Below are 22,753 nucleotides of genomic sequence, written 5' to 3'. Positions count from 1 at the left end.
GATCATTCCAGTATCAGACGGCGGGCCAGGCTTTCCACGTAGCCCTCGTCGTGTCCATTGGGGTGGGCTTGCAGCGCCAGGTGCAGGTATTCGTGGGTCAGGTCGAGGCGGTCCTGGAGCGAGTACAGGCCGCGAACGAAGATACGCTGGCGTTCACGGTCCACGTAAGGCCGGCCGGAGCCCAGACGGCACACGGCGAAGGACTGCACTTCCTCGTAGCCCGGCTCACCGTCCAGACGCGGCCGCCAACTGCGGCGCTGCGCTTGCAGCCAGCGCTCGGCCTCGGGCAAGGGCTGACAGGCAGCGCTCGGGTTGCCCCAGCGGCTGAGGCTGGTGCGCGGGAAGGCACGGGCGAGGATGGCGTCGTAGCGCAGGCCCCTGGCGGCCTGTTCCTGGGCGTCGCGCCAGGACAGCTTCGACGGCCCCGCCTCGTCCGAGTGGTAGGTGACGCTGCCGCCAGCCAGGACCAGATCGGCGGTCCAGGCCGCGATACCCCGCGCCGCCTCGCTGGCCGGACGCGGTGCCACGCGCTGGCGCTGACTGCTGTCATCGATGCTCAGGCAGTCGCCATGCGGCGCGCCGTTCTGCAACAGATAAGTGCGGATGGTCACCGCCAGCGCCTTGGCCGCTTCCGGCGGCGTGGCGGAAGCCTCGCGGTCGAGCACGCGGGCGACGTATTCCTCGCGGGACAGGCGAGCGGTCAAGTACGGCCCCTGCGTGCCGCGTTCAAGGAACAGATCACCGTTGCTGTTCACGTCAAGCCGAACGCCATTGGCGAACAACAGGTTCTGCCGGCCTTCCAGCACGCCTTCGGCGGCAGGCTGGTTGCGCGCGTCGTAGACCTCCTTCAGCGGATAGCGGCGGAACAGGCTGACCTCCACGCAACGGCCCGGATCGCTGGGCCACGGAGCCGGCAGCGCGGCACCGATGGCGTTGCCGTACCTGGCCAGCACCGTCTTGCTGGTACCCGGCCCACGCGCCCAGAGCGGCGCGCCGTCGACCAGCCAGCCGGCAAAACCTCCTTCACGCTGACCACCCTCCTCCCAACTCCAGGTCTTCACCCGCAGGCGTCCACCCAGCGCGGCCGGCGCGCGCCCCTCGTCGGCGGCGAGGCTGACGTCGAGCAGCACCTTGCGCGCCTGATCCTGTGCCGGCAGGTGCTGCAGTTGGTCGAGCAGTTCGGCGACCGGGACTTCGGTCTGCGGCGCCAGCTTGTCCAGTTCTGCGATCCAGGCCGGGGCGTGCCGCGCCTGCCAGTACTGCTGCCAGATCGCACCATCGATACCCAGGCGCTGCGGCTGGAAGTACAGGCCGCAGGACTTCACCAGCGCGGCGTCGCGCTCGATGCTCTGTCCCGCCGTGCAGCAATAGACTTCTTCCTTGTCCTCGCCCCGGCAGCGATAGGCCGGTTCCTGCTGGCCGGTATCGTTCAGCCAGGCATAGACGAACAGCTTCCACAGACTGCCCAGCGGCGCGCGCAGGTCAGCCGGCAATGGCTCACGCCCCTGCACCCGTTGCGGCCCGAGCCGCAACAATTGGTCACCCTGCGCCGTGCGCCAGGCCAGTTGCGCCTGCTCTTGCGAACCGGACACCGCGAGGGCACTCAGCGGCAACAGCAGGATCAGCCCGGCCAGACGCGCGCGCATCGATTACTGAACCTTGATCTTCGCCAGGGCCGGATTCTGCTCCAGCGCCTGCTCCTGCGGCGCATAGAGGCGCTGGTAGCGCGCCGGCGGCAGGACGAACTCGCCCTTCTGCGAGAAGCGGACCAGATGGCGGAAACGCAACTCGCCAGCCAGGGTATCCACCGGCACGCCGTAGAACAGGTCACCCGGCTCATTGCGCGCACGCTCCAGGCTGGTCGCCTCGACACCGCCCAGGCCGCTGATCTGCAGGCCCCAGGTGGTGCGCTCGACGTCCGCGCCCGGCGGCAGCGGCACTTCCAGCATGCCGTAGCGCAGGGCTTGCGCCTGCTCGCTGGTGAGGGTCACCTCGTCTAGGTACAGCTCGTCGCTGGACAGCGGCTTGTCACCCAGTTCCTCGGCATTGAACTTGAACGCCTCGTCACCCGGCACCAGGCGCAGCAGGCGGCGCTTGATGCTGACTGGCAACTGGCTGGCCGGCGCCTCGGCGCTGCGGAAGGTGACGGAGGCGTTGAGCGGACGCGACGGCGCGGCGCTCAGGTCCAGCTGCGCCGGCACACCTTTGCCCTGCCACTGCCAGAAGGCATCGCCGGAGGTGCTGTGGCTCTCCTTCCAGCTCGCCACCGGCCTGGGCAGCTCGGCGGCCGGTGCCGCGGCCACGGCGCGCTGCATCCAGGCCAGGGCCAGGGCGCGTTCGACGGTGGATTGCTGCGGCGCCAGGCTCAGCAGGAGCGCGCGGGCGCGGTTGGCATCCAGCGAACCGCTGTAGAGCTGCACCGCGCGGGCAAAGGGCTGCTCGCTGGTATTCAGCTTCACCCGCGCAGCGTCCAGTTGCCTGGCGAAGCCCGGCGGCAGCGCGACCTTGCTCTGCTCGGCGAGACCGGCGCTCAGCACGCGGGCCACTGCCAACCCCAGTTCGGAGTCCGGCTGGCCCATGACCAGGCTGCCGTCGGCATCATTCACGGACTTCGCCGCCTCGCCGTTGCCAGCCTTCTCCAGGTCGGTGAGCAGGCCGCTGACCAGGGTCTGCACCGGCAACTGCATGTCGCGGGCGAAGGCCAGGATCAGCGCGCGCTGCAACGGCGGCGTGGCGCTGGCGCGCGCGGAGTACAGCTCCAGCACACGCTGCCAGTGGTCCGCCGGCAGCTGGATTTCCAGCGCGCGGCTGGCGTACCAGTCGGCGTAGTAGGCGTAGGCGGTGAGGAAGGCGTCGTTGTCTTCGCCGCCCCACCAGGTGAAGTAGGCATCCGGGCCGGCCATCTGCACCAGGCGCAAGCGGCTGGTCTGCATGATCAGGCGCAGGCGATCGCGCACGCGCGGTTCGCCGCCCGCCAGCATCGGGTAGGCGACGCTCAGCGGCAGCAACTGGCTGGCGGTCTGCTCGACGCCACCCCAGGGATAGTCGAGCAACGCATCGAGGTTGCCGCGCAGCAGGGCCTGGGCGCTGTCGTCCAGGCGCAGGCTGACATCACGGGCGTCCGCCGGCAGCTGCAGCGGCGTGTTCTGCGCGTTGACCTGCAGCGGCCGGGACTGCAGGACCTGCCAGCTGTCGGCCACCAGACTGAAGTGCACGCCGAGGCTGTCGCGCACCTGGCCGTCCTGGCGCAGTTCGACGTTCCAGTCGCCATCACTGAGCGGCTGCTTCGGCAAGGCGATGTAGTTGACGCCGCGCTTGAGCTCCAGCGCCTGGGTCTTCTCCTCGCCGTTGGCGCGGATCAGCAGCTCGGCCTTGGCGTCCTGCTCGCCCTGGTTGAACACGAACAGGCCGAGGTCGGGCACATCGCCGGTGCGGAAGCGCTTCGGCCCGCTCCACTTCAGGTACAGCGGCTTCTCGGAGCGGATGAACTGCTTCTTCTGGCCGACCTGTCCCTGGTCGTCCATCGCGCGGGCGGTGATGCGCCAGCGGGTCAGGGAGTCGGGCATGCGGAACTTGAACTGCGCCTTGCCGTTGGCGTCGGTGACCAGTTCCGGCTCCCAGGCGGCGGTGTCGACTTCCTCGCGGCGCGGGCGCTCCAGCACCTTCACGCCACGTTCGCTGCGGTTGGCGCGGCCGGGTGCGCTGGGTGTGCCGGGCAGTGCCACGTCGTAGCTGATGAACGCCAGGCTGGCGCTGGTACGCACGTTGTTGCGGCGCGGGTGGTAGAAGAACTGGTCGATGCCCGGGGCGATCTCCGGCTGCAGCGCGTAGATCATCTCGTCCACCACGCTGACGGTGAGGTGGCTGGAGACGGGCTTGCCGGCGTAGGCGGTGTCGAGGTTGACGGTGACCGTCTCGCCCGGTTCGTAGCGCTCCTTGTCGGTGCTGACAGCGATGTCGACCTGCGGCACGGCGACCTTGATGCCGGCGTTCTGGAAGCTGTAGTCGCCACTGCGGGTGTAGAGCACGGAGAAGGTCAGGTTAGGCGAGAACTCGGCCTTCACCGGGATGCGCGCGCGGTACTGGGTCGGGTTGAGCTTCTCCAGCTTCAGCCAGTCGCCGCCCTTGGACAGCAGTGCGGTGGCCTCGACCTTGTCGCGCTCCAGCGACAGCAGCGCATCGTCCACCGGTTCCGGGAAGGTGATCAGCGCCAGGGCTTCTTCACCGGCCTGGTACTCGGCCTTGTCGAGGACGATTTCCACCGTGCCTGGCACGGCCTTCACGCCGTCGCCGCTGACCGAGTGGCCGGTGCCGCCGAGCAGTTGGCCGGCCTTGTCGCGCAGTTCGACGCTGTAGGTGCCGGGCTTGTCGAAGGTGATGGCGAATGTGCCGCCCTGCACCGCGCCGTCGCCGCTGCTGCGGTCCTCCAGGCGCAGCCAGCGGTAGATGGTCGGCTGGATCTGCGTCTGCTGCTCGGCGGCGTAGCTGAACTCGACCTTGTCACCGGCGGCGCTGAAGCGCTGCGGCGCGCTGACGCGATAGCGCGCGGCGCCGCGCTCGATGAGGATTTCCTTGCTGGTCTTCACGCGGTATGCGGCGCCATCGCTGGCGAACACGCTGAGCATGTAGCGGCTGGGCTTCTCCGCCGCCGGCAGCTCCAGCGCGGCGCGGCCCTGGTCGTCGGTGGTGATCTGCGCACTGGACAGCTCCACGGGGAACTGGCCGAGGTACTGCAGCTCGTTGTCCACCATGGACAGCTGCTGGGCGCGCAGGCTCAGTTCCAGGCGCGCATTGGCCACCGGCTTGCCGTCCGGGTAGAGCAGGATCAGGTTGCCCTTTACCGGCTCGCCGGTCTTGAAGTCCGGCTTGGCGAGGTCGAGGGAAATCTCGAAGTGCGGCTTGATGTACTCGGCGACGCGGAAGGCACTGCTGTAGGTCTGGCCGCGGTAGTCGAAGCGCAGCTCGTAGCCGCCGGCGACGGCGTTGGGCGGCAGCTGGAAGCGGCCGTTGGTGCCGCTCCTGGCGTCGTACTCGAGGTCAAGGGTCTGCAGCGTGGTTCCGGCGGCGTCGATCACCGACAGGCGCAGCGGCGCGCTCTGCGGCGCCTGCGACTCGCGGGAGTTCTTGAACTCGCGGCCGACGATCTTCAGCGACACCCAGTCGCCCGGACGGTAGAGCGGGCGGTCAGTGAAGGCATAGAGCTTGGTGTCGTAGATTTCGCTGTCGTAATAGAAGTTCTCGGAGACGAAGACGCCGCCCTCCTCGTCCTCGCCGATCACGAAGGAGCGCTCGGGGCTGACGTGCTGCAGGCGCAGCAAGCCGTCGGCGTCGCTGCTGCCGCTGCTCATCACGCCCAGGCCGTCGGTCCACAGCACCTTGGCGCCGCCCACCGGCGTGCCTTCATGCTTGCGCGCGGTCCACACCAGCAGCTCGTTGCCGGCGATCTTGCTCACCGCGACGCTGTTGGAGACGAACACCACGGTGGTCGCGCGGTACTTGCCGACCAGCGCTTCCACCAGGTACAGGCCGGGCTTCAGCTTGCCCAGCGGCACGTAGACGTTGCCGGGCGCGACATTGATGAACTCGCTGGACGAACCCATCAGGGTCACGTCCTTCGGCGGCTGGATCGGCTTGGCGTCCCACAGCGGGTAGCGGAACTGGCTGACCAGCGGCAGGCCGGGGATCGGCGCGTACTGCGGCGGCGCGTCATAGGGCGTCGGCGCAGCGATGGTGTCGCCCATCTTCAGCTCGGGCACCACTTCGGTGACCTGCTTGCGCGATTCGTAGGAAAACGCCCGCTGCATCACCCGGCGCGACTTGCGATACCAGTTATCCCACAGATAGGCCAGGGTGTTGGACAGGCCCTCGCCCTTGAACTGCCCTTCGGACACCACGCGATGCAGGTTCTTCTGGCGCTTGAGGAAGTCCAGCGGCTGGTCGATGCGGTAGACGCGGATATCGGCGCCACCGTAGGGCTCCATGCGGAAGCGGCGATAATCGCGGCCCGGCGCTTCCAGACGCACCTTGGCCACTTCGTCGGAGGCGAAGCTTGAGTCGGCGAGCAGGAAGAACGACTCCCCGGTCATCGGCGAGTAGTTGCTCGCCGGCAGGTTGTCGTCCGCCTGCACGGCGGCGGGCATGCCGGCGAACAGGCCGGCACAGGCCAGGGCAGCGGCAATCCCGCGCAGCGCGCTCATCGGGCGAGGAAGGACAAGCGATACACGCCGATAAAGTTGGGATTGGATTCGTCGGGTATCCATCGGGTGTCCTTCCATGTCATGAGTTGTTGCAGGCTGACCGAGCGCATGCCGTTGTCGGTCGCCGTACGAGTGCCGGTGTGATAAGCGATGTCGCGGCCCATCCAGATCATCAGATGCTGGTCATCGCCCTGGTCGAAGAAAATCAGATCGCCCGGCCGCGCCTGGTTGAGGTCGCGGCCGACGAGCTGGCTGTTGTACTGGATCAGTTTGATCGCATTGACATAGGGGCCGGTCTGGCCGCCGCCCTGCTGCCAGCTCTGCGCCAGACGCCGCTGGTCATCGCTCAGGCTCATTTCCGGCGGCAGGTAACGGTTGGACATGCCGTTGGCGCGCAGCCACTTGGCGTCGTGCACCTTGAGCGCCTCGTTGGCGGCGAAGCGCACCAGGCCGGCGCAGTCCTGCTGGTACCAGCGCGGGTTCGGGCCGCGGCGCAACTGTTCCTCGGCGATGCGCACGAACCAGGCGCGAAACACCTGCGATTGCCGGGTATCCAGCGCGGGCTCGGCGGCCTGGGCCAATGCAACGGCCAGCAACCCGGCGAGCAGGATCAGGGAGCGTCCGATCACAGCGCCTTCCACTGCAGCGGCTGCCACTGCCAGTCGCCGCTGGGCTCGCTGCCGGACGGCAGCGTCAGGGCATAGGCCCCTTGCGTGGCGAGGATCTTCAGGCGCGGCAGGAGCAAGGTATCGGCGGCGTTGCGGAACACCGGTTCGATGTCACGCGGCAGGCTGTCCATCGTCTCGCGCTGCAGCAGGTCGGATAGCGTATTGGGCGCCAGGTAGGCCGGCACCTGGACATCCCTGGGCAGCACGTCGGCCAGCGGCGGGAAGCGTTTGGCCAGGGTGTTGCGCGCCTTGTCCAGCAGCTTGTCATCGATGGAGAACAGCAGCGTATTGCCGTCGCGCAGCAGGCTGACGCGGAAGAAACCGTTGCCGCTCACCTGGTCGGGGTTCTCCGCCTCGCTCGCCGGATACTGGCCGAAGCGCGAGCTGACCTGGCGCTGCCACAGGCGACCGTCGCCCTCGGGACGGCTGTCCACCGGGAACGCGCCCTCCCCCACCCTGGCCTCGAAGGAACCCACCAGGCTACCGAACAGCTTGCCCAGCTCCTCGTCCAGTTCGGGGCTGGCCGGGGCGTCGAGCTTGACCACCAGCAGCGGCGAATGCAGGCGCGATTCGGAGTACCAGCACAGGCCGGCCGCGCCGCTCAGGTGCTCGGAGAAGGAGGTGGCCATCTTCTGTTCGGCGCCCAGGCGCACCAGCAGGCTGTCGTACAGGCCGGGCGTGACCGGCAGCGCCACGCAGGCGCTGGCGCCCATCGGCATGGCCTGCCATACCGGGGTGAAATCCAGTTCCGGCTGGCGGGCGACTTCATTGAGCGCCAGGTAGCTGTGCCAGCCATCCTTGCCCTGCTCGAAGCGCACGCCGGCGAAACTCGGGATGAAGCGCTGGTAACCCATCGCCAGGGCGCCAGCGCCCAGGGTAATGCGCTGTTTCAGCTCGGCGGAAGGCTCCAGGCCGAATTGCCTGGCGAACGCCTGCTGTCCCTCCAGCAGCGTCGCGAGATCCTTGGCGACCGCCACGTTCGGCTCGCCCAGGCCTTCGTCGCCGGCATCGCTGAAGAGCATCTTCGGGTTCGACAGCACCAGCATCTGGTCGCCACGGGAGGCGAACAGCACGCTCCTCTCGGCGCCATAGCGCAGACGGTAGACGGCGGTCGCGGCACCGCCGACCTGGATCTCGCCCACCTGCTTCAACTGGGTATCGTCCGCCGCGACCTTCGCCAGCGGCTCCAGCAGCTTGGCCAGGCCGCCACGGCGCAGCACCACCAGGAAATCGCGCAGGCGCCCGTCGGGGCCGCGCCACAGGGCGACCTGGGCCGGTTGGTCGAGCAGTTCCTCGATCAGGCTGTCCTTCAGGGTCAGGTCGTGCTCGTAGACGATGCGCCGCAGGGTGCCGGTCAGGCCCAGGCGGTCGCCATTGTTCTCGTAGTAGAAGACGAAGTCCTCGGTCAGCACGTCGCGCAGCAGCGGCACCTCCAGCACCGCCCTGGGCAACTGGCTGAGCGAGGCGCTCTCGATCAGGGCGTCGGGGCGCTTGAGGTCGAGCAGCGCCTCCGGAGTCTCCGGCGCCTCCAGGGTGCCTACCGGTACCGAGTGGAAGGCGGGAATCAGGCCGAAGGCCAGGGCGAGGCCGCCGGCGACCAGTATGGCGGCAACCACGCCGATGGCGATCAGCGGCCCACGGCGCGGGGCCTGTTCGGCGGGTGGCGTGGGCGTACTGTCTTGGCTGCTGGAGGGCGTGTTGTCGCTCATGGATCGCTTGTCCCGTGTCATCCCTGCGAGGGGCGGATTCAGTAGTTGAAAGTCTTCACCAGCACCAGATCGCCGATGGTGCGCATGGGCACCACGAAGGTCTCGCGCTTCTCGTTCACGCTGTTCTCGTTGAACACCAGGTTGATCTCGGCGGTGATCACGTCCTGCTCATTGCTGCCGGCCTGGAAGTTGTAACCCTGGCTGTTCAGGTTGCCCCAGTAGTTGACGTAGACCAGGTACGTGCCATGCAGAGGAGCCGTCATGGTGAACATCTCCGGCCCCGGTCCATCCACGCCATCGGGGTCGAGGGCGCCGCCATTGCTCAGCCGCGGGTGTGCCCAGAAGGCATGCTGACCGTCCGGGGTGACGATATGCAGATCGAGCTCGGCCTTGGGGTCGTTCCACCCCAGCGCCAGGCGGATTCTCGGCGGCAACCGGCTGCGGTTGGCTTCGTAGAACTGGATGCGCTTGAGGGATTGGCCCTCGGCGCTGCTCACCGCGACGCTATTACTGCCCGCGCCGAAGTTGTAGGGACGGACGAAGCGGCCTTCGGCGTCGGTGTAGAGCGGCAGTGGATTGCCGTTGACCACCAGGCGCTGGGCGCGGTCGACGCCGGACAGTTCGCGCAGGTGACCTTCGATCAGGCTGCGGCCGCGAACGCCGCCGCGGTCGATGGGCGGCGTGGGATAGGCCACGCGCGGGGCATTGAGGTCATCGGTCAGGCCGGAATAGCGCCAGCCGGCGCTCGGGCTGCTCAGTTCGGCACGCGGCTCGGCAGCGACTACCGCCGCCAGCAGGCAGGCTGGAAGACAGAAAGCGGCATACAGGGGCCGACGCGTGAGATGCATGAACAGTCCTTGATCGTGCAAACGGATGCCAAATGTAACGGTTCTTGTACAACGAAGAAATGAACTTCAAAACCTCCACCGGCACAACGCAATCTTTCAGCAATGTCTTACAACGTACTGCATATTTATCTGACTTCTACGATCTGAAAACCTGAAGCGACGACCGTCACATCCAGCCGCCCCACTGCAGCAGGAAGACACCGATATTGGTGGTCACCGCCGCCGCCAGGGTGGTGATCACGATGATCGAGGCGGCCAGCTCATGGTTGCCGTTCGCCGCGCGGGCCATCACGAAGCTGGCCGCCGCCGTCGGACTGGCGAAGTAGAGGAACAGCACGCCCAGCTCGGCGCCGCGAAAGCCATAAAGCCAGGCGCCGGAGGTGCAGAGCAGCGGCAGCCAGACCATCTTCATCAGGCTGGCGCTGAGCGCCAGGGCGCCGCTGTCCCGCAGCGAGGCCAGCGACAGGGTGCCGCCGATGCAGATCAGCGCCAGCGGCAAGGTCATCTGGGCGAAGTAGTCGGCAGAAGTAAGCAGCCAGCCCGGCAGCCCGATCTGCAGCCAGGAGAACGGCAGCGCCGCCAGCACGCCGATGATCAACGGGTTGCGCAGCACACTCTTGAGGATGCTCCAGGGGTCGGACTTCATGCTCGGGCTGTAGATCGCCAGCACCACCGACGAGAGCGTGTTGTAGCAGAGGATCACCAGAGCCGCGAGGACCGAGCCCAGTGCCAGGCCGTGGTCACCGTAGAGGCTGGTGGCCAGGGCCAGGCCGATGATGCCGTTGTTGCCGCGAAACGCGCCCTGGGTATAGACGCCGCGCTCCGCGCGGGGCACCCGCCAGATCGACCAGCCCCAGGCCAGCAGGAAGCCCACCAGGGTCGCCACGCAGAAATACAACAGCAGTTCCGGGCGCGCCGCGCTGTGCAGGTCGGCGTGGTAGATGCCGAGGAACAGCATCGCCGGCATGGTGGCGTTGAACACCAGCGCCGACGCCGTCTGGATGAACACCGGATCGATCCAGCCCACGCGCCGCAACAGCACTCCGAGGAACAGCATGGCGAACACGGGGGCGGTAATGCCAAAGGTCTGGAGCAGGAGTGCGAGCATGGGGCGCAGATATCAGGACGGCGGGACAGGCGATCATAGCAAGCCGCGGGCCGCTCGCCGCGTCCGAATCAGGCTTCGGCGGGCGCTGGCAGCTCCAGTGGTTTCGGCGCTTCGCCATCGGCCAGGCGGGTCAGCTTGCCGTCCACTGTGGCACCGTTCTCCATGCTCAGCTGGCGGTACTGGATGTTGCCGACGATGCGGGCGTTGGAGTGCAGCTCCAGCAGGTGCTCGACGTAGAGGTCGCCGATGATGGTGCCGTCGATCAACGCATCGTAGCTGCTCACGTTGCCCTCGATATGTCCTTCGGCACTGAGCGCCAGGAGGCTCGCCGCACCGGGCTTGTGGCAGATGTTGCCCTTCACCGCGCCGAGGATCTTCAGGCCGTCCTCGAACTGCATGTCGCCCACCAGGGAGACGTTGCCAGAGAGCAGGCTGGAGAACTTGTCCACGGACACCTGCGGCGCCTTTTTCTTGCTGTTGCTGAACATCTGTCCTCCTACGACGGACTACTTGCCGGGTTTCTGCTGGCGGAAGAAGGCCAGCTCGGTCTTCAGTTTCTTGATTTCGGCGGACATCGCGTCGATCCGGCGCATCAGTTGCTCGCGGTTGGCGCGGTCCTGGTCGCCTTGCAGGCGCCGCTCCTCCAGCGCCGCCGCCAGGCGGGCGTTTTCCGCCTGCAGCGTTTCGATGCGCTGGCGCACCTGTCCGTCATCCTCTGCGCGCAACAGACAAGCGCCTGCCAGCACCGCGGACAGGACCAGGCACAGCAGCAATACGGCCCACCCCGTGCGGGCATGACGGCCAGGGACATGGGGGCGGTGCTCGGCGCGTAGCAGATCGCGGGTGGAGGGTTTCCTAGTCCGAGGCCATGCCATCGCTGTCGATCTCCATGCCGCCCAGAGACAGGAAGTTCTGAGGGTCGACGAACTCGCCGTGGTAGAGCACCTCGAAGTGCAGGTGGGGTCCGGTGGAACGGCCCGTGGAGCCCACCTTGGCGATCTCCCGCCCCGGCAGCACCACGTCGCCCACCTTCACCAGCAGCTTCGATGCATGGGCGTAGCGCGTCACCAGGCCGTTGCCGTGGTCGATTTCAACGCGGTTGCCGTAGGACGGACTCCGGCCGGCGACGATCACCCGCCCGCCGGCCGCCGCATGAATCGGGCTGCCGGTGGGCGCCGAGAAGTCCTGGCCGGAATGGAAGGCCAGACGGCGGTTGAAGGGGTCGACACGATTGCCGAAGGGCGAGCCCAGGCGCGCAGCCTCCATCGGCCGACGGGCCGGAATGGCCATGAAATCGGCGCTGCGCCGCGCAACCTGGTCCATCAACTGGTCGAAGACGCGGCGCAGACAGCGGGCCGAGCGCTCGTTCTGGTCGATGTCGGCCGACGGCAGCGGATCGGCGCACGGACGCGGCGGCAGCAGAATGCCGCCCTCGCCATTGACGGACGACTTCCGGGCCGGCGAGGGCGTGGCCCTGGCCTGCGGGGCCAGTTCAGGATCGAGCCTGGACAGCTTGCGAGCGATCTCTTCGTGGCTGTCGACGGCTTTCAGCAGATAGGCGGCGTCCTTTTCCAGTACCTGGAGGCGTCCGGACAGCTCGCCGATGCGTTCGGCGGCGAAACGTTCCTGCGGTTCACGCGCACTGTCCTCGGTGTGCGCGACCGGCACGAAGACAGGCTCGACATGGGCACGTCCCACCCAGATGCCGCCGGCAAAGGCCGCGACGGCCAGCACCAGCGACACACAGGCCGTGCCCAGCATGAGTCGGCGCGGATCGACCAGACGCAGATCCGAGCGGGTCAGGGCCTGCCGTGACGGGGAAAGAGGCTTCATAACGGTACCGTTGAACTGCCTTGGAGCCGGGCGATGGCCGGTCGGGGTGCACAGGGTACCTGTTATTGAAAATTTCGCAGCGGTTAAACACTGGAAAATGTAAGAAATTAAGAAGATTTCATCCCATATGCGATGACTTTCAGACGTTCTCCACTAACCAGCTCACACTTTGACAGGGAATCAAACTGCCATCAGGCCGGCAATACCGTCTCCATTTCCCGGAGCCGGCGGTCTTCCAGACGCAACTGCCTCGGGTGATAACGCTTGAGGCTGGCACGGTGGCCGATGCTGACCAGGGTGACGCCCGGCAGTTGCTCCAGCAGTACCTGGTAGAGCGCCGCCTCGTCGGTTTCGTCCAGCGCCGAGGTAGCCTCGTCGAGGAACAGCCAGCGCGGCGCATAGAGCAAGGCTCGGGCGATCGCCAGGCGTTGCTGCTCGCCGGGCGACAGCACCCGCTGCCAGTGATCGGCCTCGTCCAGGCGCGAGATCAGCGCTTCCAGGCGGCACAGGCGCAAGACCTCCTGCAGACGCTCGACGCTGTGCTGGCCGGGCTGTTCCGGGTAGCTGAGCGCCTGCGCCAGGGTACCGATGGGCAGATAGGGCTTCTGCGGCAGGAACAGGCTGCGCGCCTCGGGCATCTGCACTACGCCGCTGCCATAGCGCCACAGGCCGCTCATGGCCCGTAGCAGCGTGCTCTTGCCGCCGCCGGAAGGGCCGCCGATCAGCACGTGTTCGCCGCAGCGGACGGTCAGGCTGGTGGGTTCGAGCAGTTCGCGATTGCCGCTCAACTGCAGGCTGAGGTTCTGCAGGTGCAGCAGGTCGCCGTCCTTGCGCACGTCGATGTTGGCGGACTCCCGGGCGGTTTCGGCCATCGCCGAGCGGAAGCTCAGCAGGCGGTCGCAGGTGGCGCGCCAACTGGCGAGGTCGGCATAGGCATCGATGAACCAGCTCATCGCCGACTGCACGTTGCCGAAGGCCGAGTTGATCTGCATGAGCTCGCCCAGCTGGATCTGTCCGGCGAAGTAGCGGGGCGCGGCGACGATGAAGGGGAAGACGGTGGCGATCTGTCCGTAGCCGGCGGAGAAGAAGGTCAGGCGCTTCTGCACCTTCATCAGCTCCCAGAAGTTGCTCCAGACATTGCGGAAGCGGGTCATCAGCCGCTCGTTCTCGTTGGCCTCGCCGTTGTACAGGGCGATGCTCTCGGCGTTCTCGCGCACCCGCACCAGGCCGAAGCGCAGGTCGGCCTCGTAACGCTGCTGGCGGTTGTTCAGACCGATCAGGCGGCGGGCGATCAGGTGGGTCAGCCAACTGCCGACCAGGGCATAGATGAGCGCGGCCCAGAACATGTAGCCGGGGATCGCGATGCCCAGGACTTCGATGCTGCCGGAAACGCCCCAGAGAATCACCGAGAAGGACACCAGGCTGACCACGTTGCTCAGCAGGCCCAGGCTCAGGCCGAGGGTCGTGGTGGTGAAGCTCTTCAGGTCGTCGGTCAGGCGCTGGTCAGGGTTGTCGGTATAGCCGCCCTGCTCCAGGTTGAAGTAGCTCTTGTGCTGGAGCCACGTGGCGAAGTGCTTTTCGGTCAGCCAGCGGCGCCAGCGGATCGTCAGCATCTGGGTGAGATACAGCCGGTATACGGCCGTCAGGATGAACACCGCGGCGATGCCGCAGAACACCAGCATCAGGTGGATGAAGCTTTTCAGATCCTTGTTCTGCAGGGCGTTGTAGAAGTCCCGGTACCAGCTGTTGAGCCAGACGTTCAGGGCCACGCCCACCAGCGACAGCGCGATCACCACGATCAGCAGCAGCCAGGCCATGCCTTTTTCTTCGCTGCGCCAGTAGGGCGCGGTGAGCTGCCAGACTCGGTGGAAGAAACGGCTGCGCACGGCGTCGTTCGCCGCGCGGTATTCGGCGCTGTCGGTCATGGGGTCTTGCTCGCACGGCTGAAAATAAAAGGAGCGCTCAGTTGGCGCTCCTTGTGTTATCGATCGCTTAACGCCTCACCGGGCGCTTCTGCAGCTTACGCTGCAAGGTTCGCCGGTGCATACCCAGGGCACGGGCGGTAGCGGAAATGTTGCCATCGTGCTCGGCCAGCACGCGCTGGATATGCTCCCACTGCAGGCGGTCCACCGACATGGGGTTTTCCGGCACCAGGGTTTCCAGGTTCGCATGCTGCGACAGCAGCGCGGTCAGCACGTCGTCGGCGTCGGCCGGCTTGCACAGGTAGTTGGTGGCGCCGCGCTTGATGGCTTCCACCGCGGTGGCGATGCTGGAATAGCCGGTGAGGATCACCACCCGCATCTCCGGGTCCAGCTCCAGCAGCTTGGGCAGCAGCACCAGGCCGGAGTCGCCATCCATCTTCAGGTCGAGCACGGCGTAGTCAGGCAGGTCCTCCCTGGCCATGACCAGGCCCTCCTCGGCGGAGCCGGCGATCGATACCCGCAGCCCACGGCGGGTCATGGCGCGGGCCATGACGCGGGTAAAGGTGGCGTCGTCGTCCACCAGCAACAGGTGGGGCTGCTCTTCGCCTTCGAACTGGATCTCTTCGCTCATGGGACTTCCTCGCAAACGTGGCCCTCAAGCCACGCCATAGCTTCTTGGCAGACGCAACTCCGTCAGAGTGCCGCCATCTTCATGGTTGTACAACTTCACCGTGCCACCTGCCCGCGTCACGCTGGCCTGGCTGAGGAACAGGCCGAGGCCGAAACCCTTGCCCTTGGTGGTGAAGAAAGGCTTGCCGAGCTGTTCGGCAATGGCCAGGGGAACGCCCGGCCCCTGGTCGCGGATGCTCAGGCAGACTTCCCCGGCATCCCAGTCCAGGCGGATATCCAGGTCATCCGGACAGGCATCGGTGGCGTTGTTCAGCAGGTTGAGCAAGGCCTGGCTCAGGTCGGTGGGCGGCACCATCCGCGGCGCCTTGCCCTTGCCGAGGGTCTGGTAACGATAACTGGCCTCCGGGCGCATCAGGTGCCAACGGTGCAGGACCGACTCGACCCACTCGTTGGCGCCCTGCTCCACCACCGTCTGGCGGCGGTCCGCCTCGGCGGCGCGCACCAGGTGCTGCAGGGTGTCCTTGCAGAGTTTCACCTGTTCCTGCAGCAGCGCCAGGTCTTCCTGCAGCAGTGGCTGGTCGGCGTTGGTCTGGCGCAGTTCCTTGAGCAGCACGCTCATGGTCGCCAGCGGCGTCCCCAGCTCGTGGGCGGCGCCGGCGGCCTGGGTGGCCACGGCGAGCAGTTGCTGGTCGCGCATGAGCTCCTCGCGGCGCTGGGCCTGCAGTTGCTCCTGCCGGCGCAGCGATTCGGACATGCGCGCGACGAAGAAGGTGATCAGCGCGGCGGCCAGGGCGAAGCTCAACCACATGCCATAGACCAGCAGGTTGTCCCGTTGCCCTGCCGCCATCTCCAGCGGGTGGAACCACACCAGCAGCACGGTGTAGCTGGCCAGCGCCAGGCCTGCCAGGACGATGGTGTAGAGCCAGGGCAAGGTGGCCGCGGCGATGGTCAGCGGCACCAGGTAATAGGAAACGAAGGGATTGCTGGAACCACCGGAGAAATACAGCAGCACGCTGTGGATGAGCAGGTCGCAGGCCAGTTGAACGGCGTATTCCAGTTCGGTCACCGGCCACGGACCGCGCAGGCGCAGCGCAGTACCCAGGCACAGCACGAGGGAAACGCCGAGGGTCACGCCCAGCGCCAGCCAAGGCAGCTGGATCAGTTGGGCCTTGTAGGCGAGCCCGACGGAACCTGTCTGGGCGGCAAGCACGAGAATGCGGATGAGCGTCAGATGCAGGAGGTTCTGACGACTGGCGGAAAGCTGGAAAACCGGTGTGCGCATGATGAATTCCGGAATTTGCGCGAGTATAGCCAAGAGCCCCCTCCAACTTATGCGGCATAGCGCCACAGCATACTCCAGCGCAGGCCGCGGCGGTCGGAAACAATTGGTGACATCCAGCGTTAACCCGTCCCGGAACGAATCTCCGTCAGAGAGTCCGACACTCCCCGCCACCGAGTCTACTACGCTGTGGCCGGGACCTTTTCTGGAGCAAGGAGTCATCCATGTCTGTACTGAAGAAACCCTTCACCGCCCTCGCCGCCGCCATCGCCCTGTGCGCCACCAGCCTCGGTGCGCTGGCAGACGAACCGCGCTACAACCAGGTTTCGCTGCGCGCCGAGGTCAGCCAGGAAGTCGCCCACGACCTGATGCACGTGACCCTCTACAGCGAAGGCCAGGCTGGCGATCCGGCCAAGCTGGCCGCCGAGACCACCACGGCGCTGAACGCGGCGGTGGAACAGGCGCGCAAGGTGAAAGGCGTGACCGTCAGCCTGGGCAGCCGCAACAGCTACCCGGTGTATGACGACAAGGGCCAGAAGATCACCGCCTGGCGCGAGCGCGCGGAGATCCGTCTGGAAAGCGCCGACTTCGCCAGCCTCTCCCAGCTCACCGCCGACCTGCTGGGCAAGCTGAAGATGGGCAGCATGAACTTCAGCATCGCCGACGCGACCCGCGTGAAGAACGAGGACGCGCTGATGCAGGACGCCGTGAGCGCTTTCAAAGCCCGCGCCCAGGTGCTGACCGACGCCCTTGGCGGCAAGGGCTACAAGCTGGTCAGCCTGAACCTGAACACCTCCGGCGCGCCGCGTCCGATGCCGATGATGCGCATGGCGGCGATGAAGGCCGACAGCTATGGCGGCGCCCCGGCCCAGGAAATCGAGGCCGGCACCAGCCAGGTCACCATCAGCGCCGACGGCACGATCGAAGTGCAGATGCCGTAACGCAGGCGACCTCCTCCCGCGCGGCGCCTCCGGCAATCGAGGCGCCGTCCGGGGCGGCACGGCTCTCATTGTCGAAATTGCGACATTCACGTGCACCGGCGTTACAACTTCTACACTCATCCCGGTCAGCCGCTTGCGCCCGGCATGCGCCGTGCATAGTTTCACGCAACGCAGCCCACAAGGCTGTTCCTCGATGACAACCAGAATAACCAGAGGTCCGTATGCGTAAGAACGCCGTCATCCGCTCCATGATTGCCGCTGGGTTGATCGCCAGCGCCCCGCTCGCCCACGCCGCCAACAACCTGGTCTACTGCTCCGAAGGCAGCCCCGCGGGCTTCGACCCCGGCCAGTACACCACCGGCACCGACTTCGACGCCTCGGCCGAGACGGTCTTCAACCGCCTCACCCAGTTCGAGCGCGGCGGCACCCAGGTTATTCCGGGGCTGGCGGAAAAGTGGGATGTATCCGATGACGGCAAGACCTACACCTTCCACCTGCGTTCCGGCGTGAAGTTCCACACCACCGACTACTTCAAGCCGACCCGCGAGTTCAACGCCGACGACGTGCTGTTCACCTTCAACCGCATGCTCGACAAGAACCATCCGTTCCGCAAAGCCTACCCGACCGAGTTCCCCTACTTCACCGACATGGGCATGGACACCAACATCGCCAAGGTGGAGAAGGTCGACGAGCACACCGTCAAGTTCTCCCTCAACGACGTCGACGCCGCGTTCATCCAGAACCTGGCGATGAGCTTCGCCTCGATCCAGTCCGCCGAATACGCCGACCAGTTGCTCAAGCAGGGCAAGGCCGCCGACATCAACCAGAAGCCCATCGGCACCGGCCCCTTCGTGTTCAGCCGTTACCAGAAGGACGCGATGATCCGCTTCAAGGCCAACCCGGACTACTGGAACAAGGGCGAGGTGAAGATCGACAACCTGATCTTCGCCATCAACACCGACGCCTCGGTGCGCATGCAGAAGCTCAAGGCCAACGAGTGCCAGATCACCCTCTTCCCGCGCCCGGCCGACCTGGAATCGCTGAAGAAGGATGCGAACCTGAACATGCCGTCGCAGCCGGGTTTCAACCTCGGCTACATCGCCTACAACGTCCTGCACAAGCCGTTCGACAAGCTCGAAGTGCGCGAGGCGCTGGACATGGCGGTGAACAAGAAGGCGATCATCGACGCCGTCTACCAGGGCGCCGGCCAACTGGCCGTGAACGGCATGCCGCCGACCCAGTGGTCCTACGACGACAGCATCAAGGATGCCGGCTACAACCCGGAAAAGGCCAAGGAACTGCTGAAGAAGGCCGGCGTGCCCGAAGGCACCGAGATCACCCTCTGGGCCATGCCGGTGCAGCGCCCCTACAACCCCAACGCCAAGCTGATGGCCGAAATGCTCCAGGCCGACTGGGCCAAGGTCGGCATCAAGGCGAAGATCGTCACCTACGAGTGGGGCGAGTACATCAAGCGCGCCAAGGGCGGCGAGCACGACGCCATGCTGATCGGCTGGAGCGGCGACAACGGCGACCCGGACAACTGGCTGGGCACCCTCTACGGCTGCGATGCCGTGGACGGCAACAACTTCTCCAAATGGTGCGACCCGGCCTACGACAAGCTGATCAAGGATGCCAAGCGCACGCCGGACCAGGCCAAGCGCACCGAGCTGTACAAGCAGGCCCAGCATATCCTCAAGGAGCAGGTGCCGATCACCCCGATCGCCCACTCCACCGTGTACCAGCCGATGCGCAAGACGGTGCAGGACTTCAAGATCAGCCCGTTCGCGCTGAACTCGTTCTACGGCGTCAGCGTCGACAAGTAAGGCCAGCGGCCGCCGGGCTTCCCGGCGGCCCTTTGTTGCGGCAGCCGCCGTGCGCAACGCGCTCATCCGCCTGACCCTCGTCAGCCTGCTTGGCTGCGCGCCGGCGTTCGGCCAATCCCTGGTGGTCTGCACCGAGGCCAGCCCGGAAGGGTTCGACATCACCCAGTACACCGCCGCCACCACCGCCGACGCCTCGGCCGAGACGGTGTTCGAGCGCCTGGTGCAGTTCGCCCCCGGCAGCGCCCGCGTGGTGCCGGCGCTGGCGGAAAGCTGGACGATCAGTGACGACGGCCTGCAATACACCTTCGCCCTGCGCCAGGGCGTGAAGTTCCACAGCACCGACTACTTCAAGCCCACCCGCGCGCTCAACGCCGACGACGTGCTCTGGAGCTTCCAGCGCCAGCTCGACCCGCAACACCCGTGGAACAAGCTGGCTCCGCGCGGCTTCCCCTATGCCGAGGCGATGGGCCTGCCCAGCCTGATCAGCGCGGTGGAAAAGCTCGACGACCAGCACGTGCGCTTCACCCTCAAGCATCCCGAGGCGCCCTTCCTCGCCGACCTGGCGATGGGGTTCGCCTCCATCTATTCCGCCGAGTACGGCGACCTGCTGCTGGCCGCCGACAAGGCCGGGCAGTTGAACAACCTGCCCATCGGCACCGGCCCCTTCGTCTTCCAGCGCTACCAGAAGGACGCCCAGGTACGCTTCAACGCCAACCCGGACTACTGGGGCGGCAAGCCGAAGATCGACCGCCTGCTGCTGGCGATCACCCCCGATCCGAACGTGCGCATCCAGAAGATCAAGGCCGGCGACTGCCAGATTGCCCTCTACCCCAAGCCCACGGACATCCCCGCACTACGCCAGGCGCCGAACCTGAAGGTGGAGGAACTGGATTCCCTGCTGGTGGCCTACGTGGCCCTCAATACCCGGCACAAGCCGCTGGACGACGTGCGCGTGCGCCAGGCGATCAACCTCGCCTTCGACCGTGCCGCCTACCTCAAGGCGCAGTTCGGCGAAGGTGCCGCCACCCCGGCGGTCGCGCCCTACCCGCCGACGCTCTGGGGCTCGGACCCGCAGCTCAAGGGCTGGCCGCACGATCCGGCGCGGGCGAAGCAACTGCTGGAAGAAGCCGGCATCAAGCCCGGCCTGAAGCTGTCGATCTGGACCCGCCCCGGCGGCGGCCCGACCAATCCCAACCCCGGTATCGGCGCGCAGATGCTCCAGGACGACCTGGGCAGGATCGGCATCCAGGCCGACATCCGCGTGTACGAATGGGGCGAGCTGATCAAGCGCGCCAAGCAGGGCGAGCACGACCTGATCTTCATGGGCTGGGTCGGCGACAACGGCGACCCGGACAACTTCCTCACGCCGAACCTGTCCTGCGCGGCGGCGAAGAGCGGCGAGAACCAGGCCGGCTGGTGCAACGCCGAATTCGACGAACTGCTGCGCCTCGCCCGCGCCAGCACCGACCAGCCGACCCGCGCCGGGCTGTACCGCCAGGCCCTGGCGATCTTCCAGCGCGAGGCGCCGTGGATCGCCCTGGCCTATCCGAAGCAGTTCGCGGTGGTGCGCCCGGAGGTGAAGGGCTTCACCCTCAGCCCCCTGGGCTCGAACAACTTTTCGCGGGTTGAACTCACGCCCTGAGCCTTTGCTGTAGGAGCGAGCTTGCTCGCGAACAAAACCCCGCAGTAAAGCGATTCGCGAGCAAGCTCGCTCCTACGAAGAGCCGCCAGCCTCAAGCTTCCAGGCCGAACGGATCGTCCACCGAGTGGCTCGGCTGGGTGAACCAGCGCGGCCCTTCGGCCGTCATGTAGAAGTGGTCTTCCAGGCGGATACCGAACTCCCCCGGCACGCAGATCATCGGCTCGTTGCTGAAGCACATGCCGGCTTCCAGCGGGGTTTCGTCGCCGCGGACCAGATAGGGGCCCTCATGCACGTCCAGGCCGATGCCGTGGCCGGTGCGGTGCGGCAGGCCGGGCAAGGCGTAGTCCGGGCCCAGGCCGCCGGCTTCCAGGCAGCGCCGCGCGGCGGCGTCCACCGCCTGGCAGGGCTGGCCCGGCATGGCGGCATCGAAGGCCGCCAGCTGGGCGGCCTTTTCCAGGTTCCAGAGGGCGCGCTGGCGGTCGCTGGGCGTGCCGAAGACGTAGCTGCGGGTGATGTCCGACTGGTAGCCGTGCAGCTGGCAGCCGGTGTCGATCAGCACCATGTCGCCCTCGCGCAGCGGGCGCGGCTCGCGCACGCCGTGGGGAAAAGCGCTGTCCTCGCCGAACAGCACGATGCAGAAGGTCGAGCCGGGGGCGCCGACGCAGCGGTGCGCCGCCTCGATGAAGCGCACCATCTCGGTGGCGCTGATGCCTTCGCGGAGGATGCTGGCGGCGGCCTTGTGCACTTCCAGGGTCATGTCCTTGGCGCGCTGCATCAGCGCCAGCTCGGCCGCCGACTTGCGCTGCCGGCCCTGGTCGACCACGGCGCTCGCATCCACCAGGCGCAGCGAACCGGCGGCCTGGCGCAGACGCTCGACCATGCCGAACGGCAGGCTCGGGCATAGGCCAAGACAGGCGTCGGCCGGCACGCCCAGTTCCACCAGCATATCCGCCAGCAGGCGATAGGGGCTCTCGTGCTCCTGCCAGGTGCGGATCGCCCCGGGCAGCACCTGGAAATCGCGCACCGTGCCCTCCTCGAAGGCCGGGGCGAGGTACAGCGGCTCGCCGTCGGCGGGCACCAGCAGGCCGACCAGGCGTTCGCTGGGGTTCCACTTCACCCCGCTGAAATAGCGCAGGTAGCTGCCGGCATCGATGAACGCCGCCGCCATGCCCTGCTCGCTCAAGCGCGCCTGCAGGCCGGCCACGCGGGCGCGGTATTCGGCCAGCCCGATCGGCTCGACGCCGCCGCTCATGTCGCGTAGATCCGCCAACGCCTGCTCGGGAGTACGCCCCCCAACACCCATTGTCATCGCCCAGTTCTCCTGGTGAAAAGTCTGCGAAAATTTAAGCACAGCTTAAAAAGCTCACCAAACAGAATTTAAGTAGAACTGAAAAATCATTGAGAGGAGGAATCCTCCCATCGTGCGCTCCCACGGTGATCCTTCGCCGGTATACTGCCGGCATTCCCCAAGAGCTCAACCCATGACCGTCGATCGAATCGGAGAGCGCCTGCGCCGCTACCGGCGCGCCGCGAAGAAGACCCTCAGCCAGGTGGCCAGCGAGTCCGGCCTGACCGCCAGCTTCCTGTCCCAGGCCGAGCGCAACCTCACCGGAGTTTCCATCTCTTCCCTGGCCAGCATCGCCAGGTCCCTCGGGGTGCCGCTCAACGAGCTGTTCGACCAGCCGCAGCAGGCCCAGCCGGACTCCCACCAGGGCGAGCGCGTGCGCTACACCATCGAGGGCCAGCCGCTGGGCTACGAACGCCTGACCACGGCCTTCCCCGGCAACCAGCTCAACGCGGTGAAGATGAACATGCCGGCCGGCTACCAGTCCGAGTTGATCGCCCACGAGGGCGCGGAATTCGCCTACGTGCTCAGCGGCAACATCGTCTACACCATCGACGGCCGCAGCTACCCCCTGGGCCCCGGCGACTCGGTGCACTTCGATGCCGGCAAGCCGCACTGCCTGCGCAATGCCGGCGAGGAAACCGCCGAAGTGCTGACCGTCACTACCATGCCGCTGTTCGGCGAGCATCCGGGCACCTGAAAGATATTCCCCGAGTGTGGAAGGACGCTTCCGATTTTTGCAGTGGCACTGAATTTAAGTTGACCTTAATTTCACCCTGACTTAACTTCGCGTTCGACATTCGCCGGC

General features: G+C 66.5%; 17 protein-coding genes. 4 read left to right on the top strand and 13 right to left on the bottom strand.

The features are described from left to right. Positions 1–2: 2 nt before the first annotated feature. From H681_RS05310 to H681_RS05255, 12 genes are all read right to left on the bottom strand, one after another. A complete protein-coding gene (locus H681_RS05310; protein WP_015475807.1) occupies positions 3–1,646 on the bottom strand; it encodes a DUF2300 domain-containing protein in 1,644 nt (547 codons plus the stop codon). A 3-nt stretch (positions 1,647–1,649) separates the two neighbouring features. Continuing rightward, complete coding sequence (locus tag H681_RS05305) at positions 1,650–6,197, bottom strand: alpha-2-macroglobulin family protein (RefSeq protein WP_015475806.1); 4,548 nt, start codon at positions 6,195–6,197, stop codon at positions 1,650–1,652. Beyond that, complete coding sequence (locus H681_RS05300; protein WP_041711747.1) at positions 6,194–6,838, bottom strand: DUF1175 family protein; 645 nt, start codon at positions 6,836–6,838, stop codon at positions 6,194–6,196. Before H681_RS05300 ends, H681_RS05305 begins: the two co-directional genes overlap by 4 nt. After that, entirely contained in the window at positions 6,823–8,574 is a 1,752-nt protein-coding gene (locus H681_RS05295) for a DUF2138 domain-containing protein (protein ID WP_015475804.1), read from the bottom strand. The genes H681_RS05300 and H681_RS05295 overlap by 16 nt, the downstream gene beginning before the upstream one ends. A 38-nt stretch (positions 8,575–8,612) precedes the next feature. Beyond that, a complete protein-coding gene (locus tag H681_RS05290; protein WP_015475803.1) occupies positions 8,613–9,422 on the bottom strand; it encodes a YfaP family protein in 810 nt (269 codons plus the stop codon). Positions 9,423–9,588: 166 nt separating this feature from the next. Continuing rightward, positions 9,589–10,530 carry an AEC family transporter gene (locus H681_RS05285; protein ID WP_015475802.1) on the bottom strand — a complete coding sequence of 314 codons (942 nt, stop codon included), beginning with the start codon at positions 10,528–10,530 and terminating at the stop codon, positions 9,589–9,591. A 68-nt stretch (positions 10,531–10,598) separates the two neighbouring features. After that, positions 10,599–11,018, bottom strand: coding sequence for a bactofilin family protein (locus H681_RS05280; protein ID WP_015475801.1), 420 nt, complete (start codon positions 11,016–11,018; stop codon positions 10,599–10,601). A gap of 18 nt (positions 11,019–11,036) precedes the next feature. Beyond that, a complete protein-coding gene (locus H681_RS05275; RefSeq protein WP_236620508.1) occupies positions 11,037–11,255 on the bottom strand; it encodes a hypothetical protein in 219 nt (72 codons plus the stop codon). Positions 11,256–11,385: 130 nt separating this feature from the next. Continuing rightward, entirely contained in the window at positions 11,386–12,363 is a 978-nt protein-coding gene (locus H681_RS05270) for a M23 family metallopeptidase (protein WP_041711744.1), read from the bottom strand. A gap of 191 nt (positions 12,364–12,554) precedes the next feature. After that, the gene (locus H681_RS05265) at positions 12,555–14,288 is read right to left on the bottom strand and encodes an ABC transporter ATP-binding protein/permease (RefSeq protein ID WP_015475798.1); all 1,734 of its coding nucleotides are present in this window, start codon (positions 14,286–14,288) and stop codon (positions 12,555–12,557) included. Positions 14,289–14,355: 67 nt separating this feature from the next. Next, positions 14,356–14,916 (bottom strand): response regulator transcription factor, encoded by a 561-nt coding sequence (locus H681_RS05260; RefSeq protein ID WP_015475797.1) that lies wholly within the window; start codon positions 14,914–14,916, stop codon positions 14,356–14,358. Positions 14,917–14,940: 24 nt separating this feature from the next. After that, positions 14,941–16,197: an ATP-binding protein gene (locus H681_RS05255; protein ID WP_015475796.1), complete on the bottom strand. Its 1,257-nt coding sequence runs from the start codon at positions 16,195–16,197 to the stop codon at positions 14,941–14,943. Positions 16,198–16,418: 221 nt separating this feature from the next. Here H681_RS05255 and H681_RS05250 point away from each other — a divergent pair, with 221 nt between their 5' ends. From H681_RS05250 to H681_RS05240, 3 genes are all read left to right on the top strand, one after another. Next, the gene (locus H681_RS05250; RefSeq protein ID WP_015475795.1) at positions 16,419–17,135 is read left to right on the top strand and encodes an SIMPL domain-containing protein; all 717 of its coding nucleotides are present in this window, start codon (positions 16,419–16,421) and stop codon (positions 17,133–17,135) included. Between the two features lie 221 nt (positions 17,136–17,356). Next, entirely contained in the window at positions 17,357–18,958 is a 1,602-nt protein-coding gene (locus H681_RS05245; protein WP_015475794.1) for an ABC transporter substrate-binding protein, read from the top strand. 49 nt (positions 18,959–19,007) lie between these two features. Next, positions 19,008–20,600, top strand: coding sequence for an ABC transporter substrate-binding protein (locus H681_RS05240; protein WP_015475793.1), 1,593 nt, complete (start codon positions 19,008–19,010; stop codon positions 20,598–20,600). 91 nt (positions 20,601–20,691) lie between these two features. Here H681_RS05240 and H681_RS05235 read toward each other — a convergent pair whose 3' ends face one another. Continuing rightward, positions 20,692–21,909, bottom strand: coding sequence for a M24 family metallopeptidase (locus H681_RS05235; protein ID WP_015475792.1), 1,218 nt, complete (start codon positions 21,907–21,909; stop codon positions 20,692–20,694). Between the two features lie 172 nt (positions 21,910–22,081). On the opposite strand from H681_RS05235, the gene H681_RS05230 reads away from it, so the two are divergent. Beyond that, on the top strand, positions 22,082–22,645 hold the full coding sequence (locus H681_RS05230; RefSeq protein WP_015475791.1) for a helix-turn-helix domain-containing protein: 564 nt from the start codon (positions 22,082–22,084) through the stop codon (positions 22,643–22,645). Positions 22,646–22,753 lie beyond the last annotated feature (108 nt).

Source organism: Pseudomonas sp. ATCC 13867 (assembly GCF_000349845.1).
Lineage (GTDB): Bacteria > Pseudomonadota > Gammaproteobacteria > Pseudomonadales > Pseudomonadaceae > Pseudomonas.
Note: the sequence above shows the minus strand (reverse complement) of the source record. Positions and strands in the feature narration are given on the sequence as shown.

What these genes read in the sequence shown, in the direction of transcription:
- H681_RS05250 (WP_015475795.1), top strand. Translation starts at nt 16,419, where the DNA reads ATGTCTGTACTGAAGAAACCCTTCACCGCCCTCGCCGCCGCCATCGCC.
- H681_RS05290 (WP_015475803.1), bottom strand. Translation starts at nt 9,422, where the DNA reads ATGCATCTCACGCGTCGGCCCCTGTATGCCGCTTTCTGTCTTCCAGCC.
- H681_RS05235 (WP_015475792.1), bottom strand. Translation starts at nt 21,909, where the DNA reads ATGACAATGGGTGTTGGGGGGCGTACTCCCGAGCAGGCGTTGGCGGAT.
- H681_RS05255 (WP_015475796.1), bottom strand. Translation starts at nt 16,197, where the DNA reads ATGCGCACACCGGTTTTCCAGCTTTCCGCCAGTCGTCAGAACCTCCTG.
- H681_RS05305 (WP_015475806.1), bottom strand. Translation starts at nt 6,197, where the DNA reads ATGAGCGCGCTGCGCGGGATTGCCGCTGCCCTGGCCTGTGCCGGCCTG.
- H681_RS05310 (WP_015475807.1), bottom strand. Translation starts at nt 1,646, where the DNA reads ATGCGCGCGCGTCTGGCCGGGCTGATCCTGCTGTTGCCGCTGAGTGCC.
- H681_RS05265 (WP_015475798.1), bottom strand. Translation starts at nt 14,288, where the DNA reads ATGACCGACAGCGCCGAATACCGCGCGGCGAACGACGCCGTGCGCAGC.
- H681_RS05280 (WP_015475801.1), bottom strand. Translation starts at nt 11,018, where the DNA reads ATGTTCAGCAACAGCAAGAAAAAGGCGCCGCAGGTGTCCGTGGACAAG.
- H681_RS05270 (WP_041711744.1), bottom strand. Translation starts at nt 12,363, where the DNA reads ATGAAGCCTCTTTCCCCGTCACGGCAGGCCCTGACCCGCTCGGATCTG.
- H681_RS05285 (WP_015475802.1), bottom strand. Translation starts at nt 10,530, where the DNA reads ATGCTCGCACTCCTGCTCCAGACCTTTGGCATTACCGCCCCCGTGTTC.
- H681_RS05245 (WP_015475794.1), top strand. Translation starts at nt 17,357, where the DNA reads ATGCGTAAGAACGCCGTCATCCGCTCCATGATTGCCGCTGGGTTGATC.
- H681_RS05295 (WP_015475804.1), bottom strand. Translation starts at nt 8,574, where the DNA reads ATGAGCGACAACACGCCCTCCAGCAGCCAAGACAGTACGCCCACGCCA.
- H681_RS05260 (WP_015475797.1), bottom strand. Translation starts at nt 14,916, where the DNA reads ATGAGCGAAGAGATCCAGTTCGAAGGCGAAGAGCAGCCCCACCTGTTG.
- H681_RS05230 (WP_015475791.1), top strand. Translation starts at nt 22,082, where the DNA reads ATGACCGTCGATCGAATCGGAGAGCGCCTGCGCCGCTACCGGCGCGCC.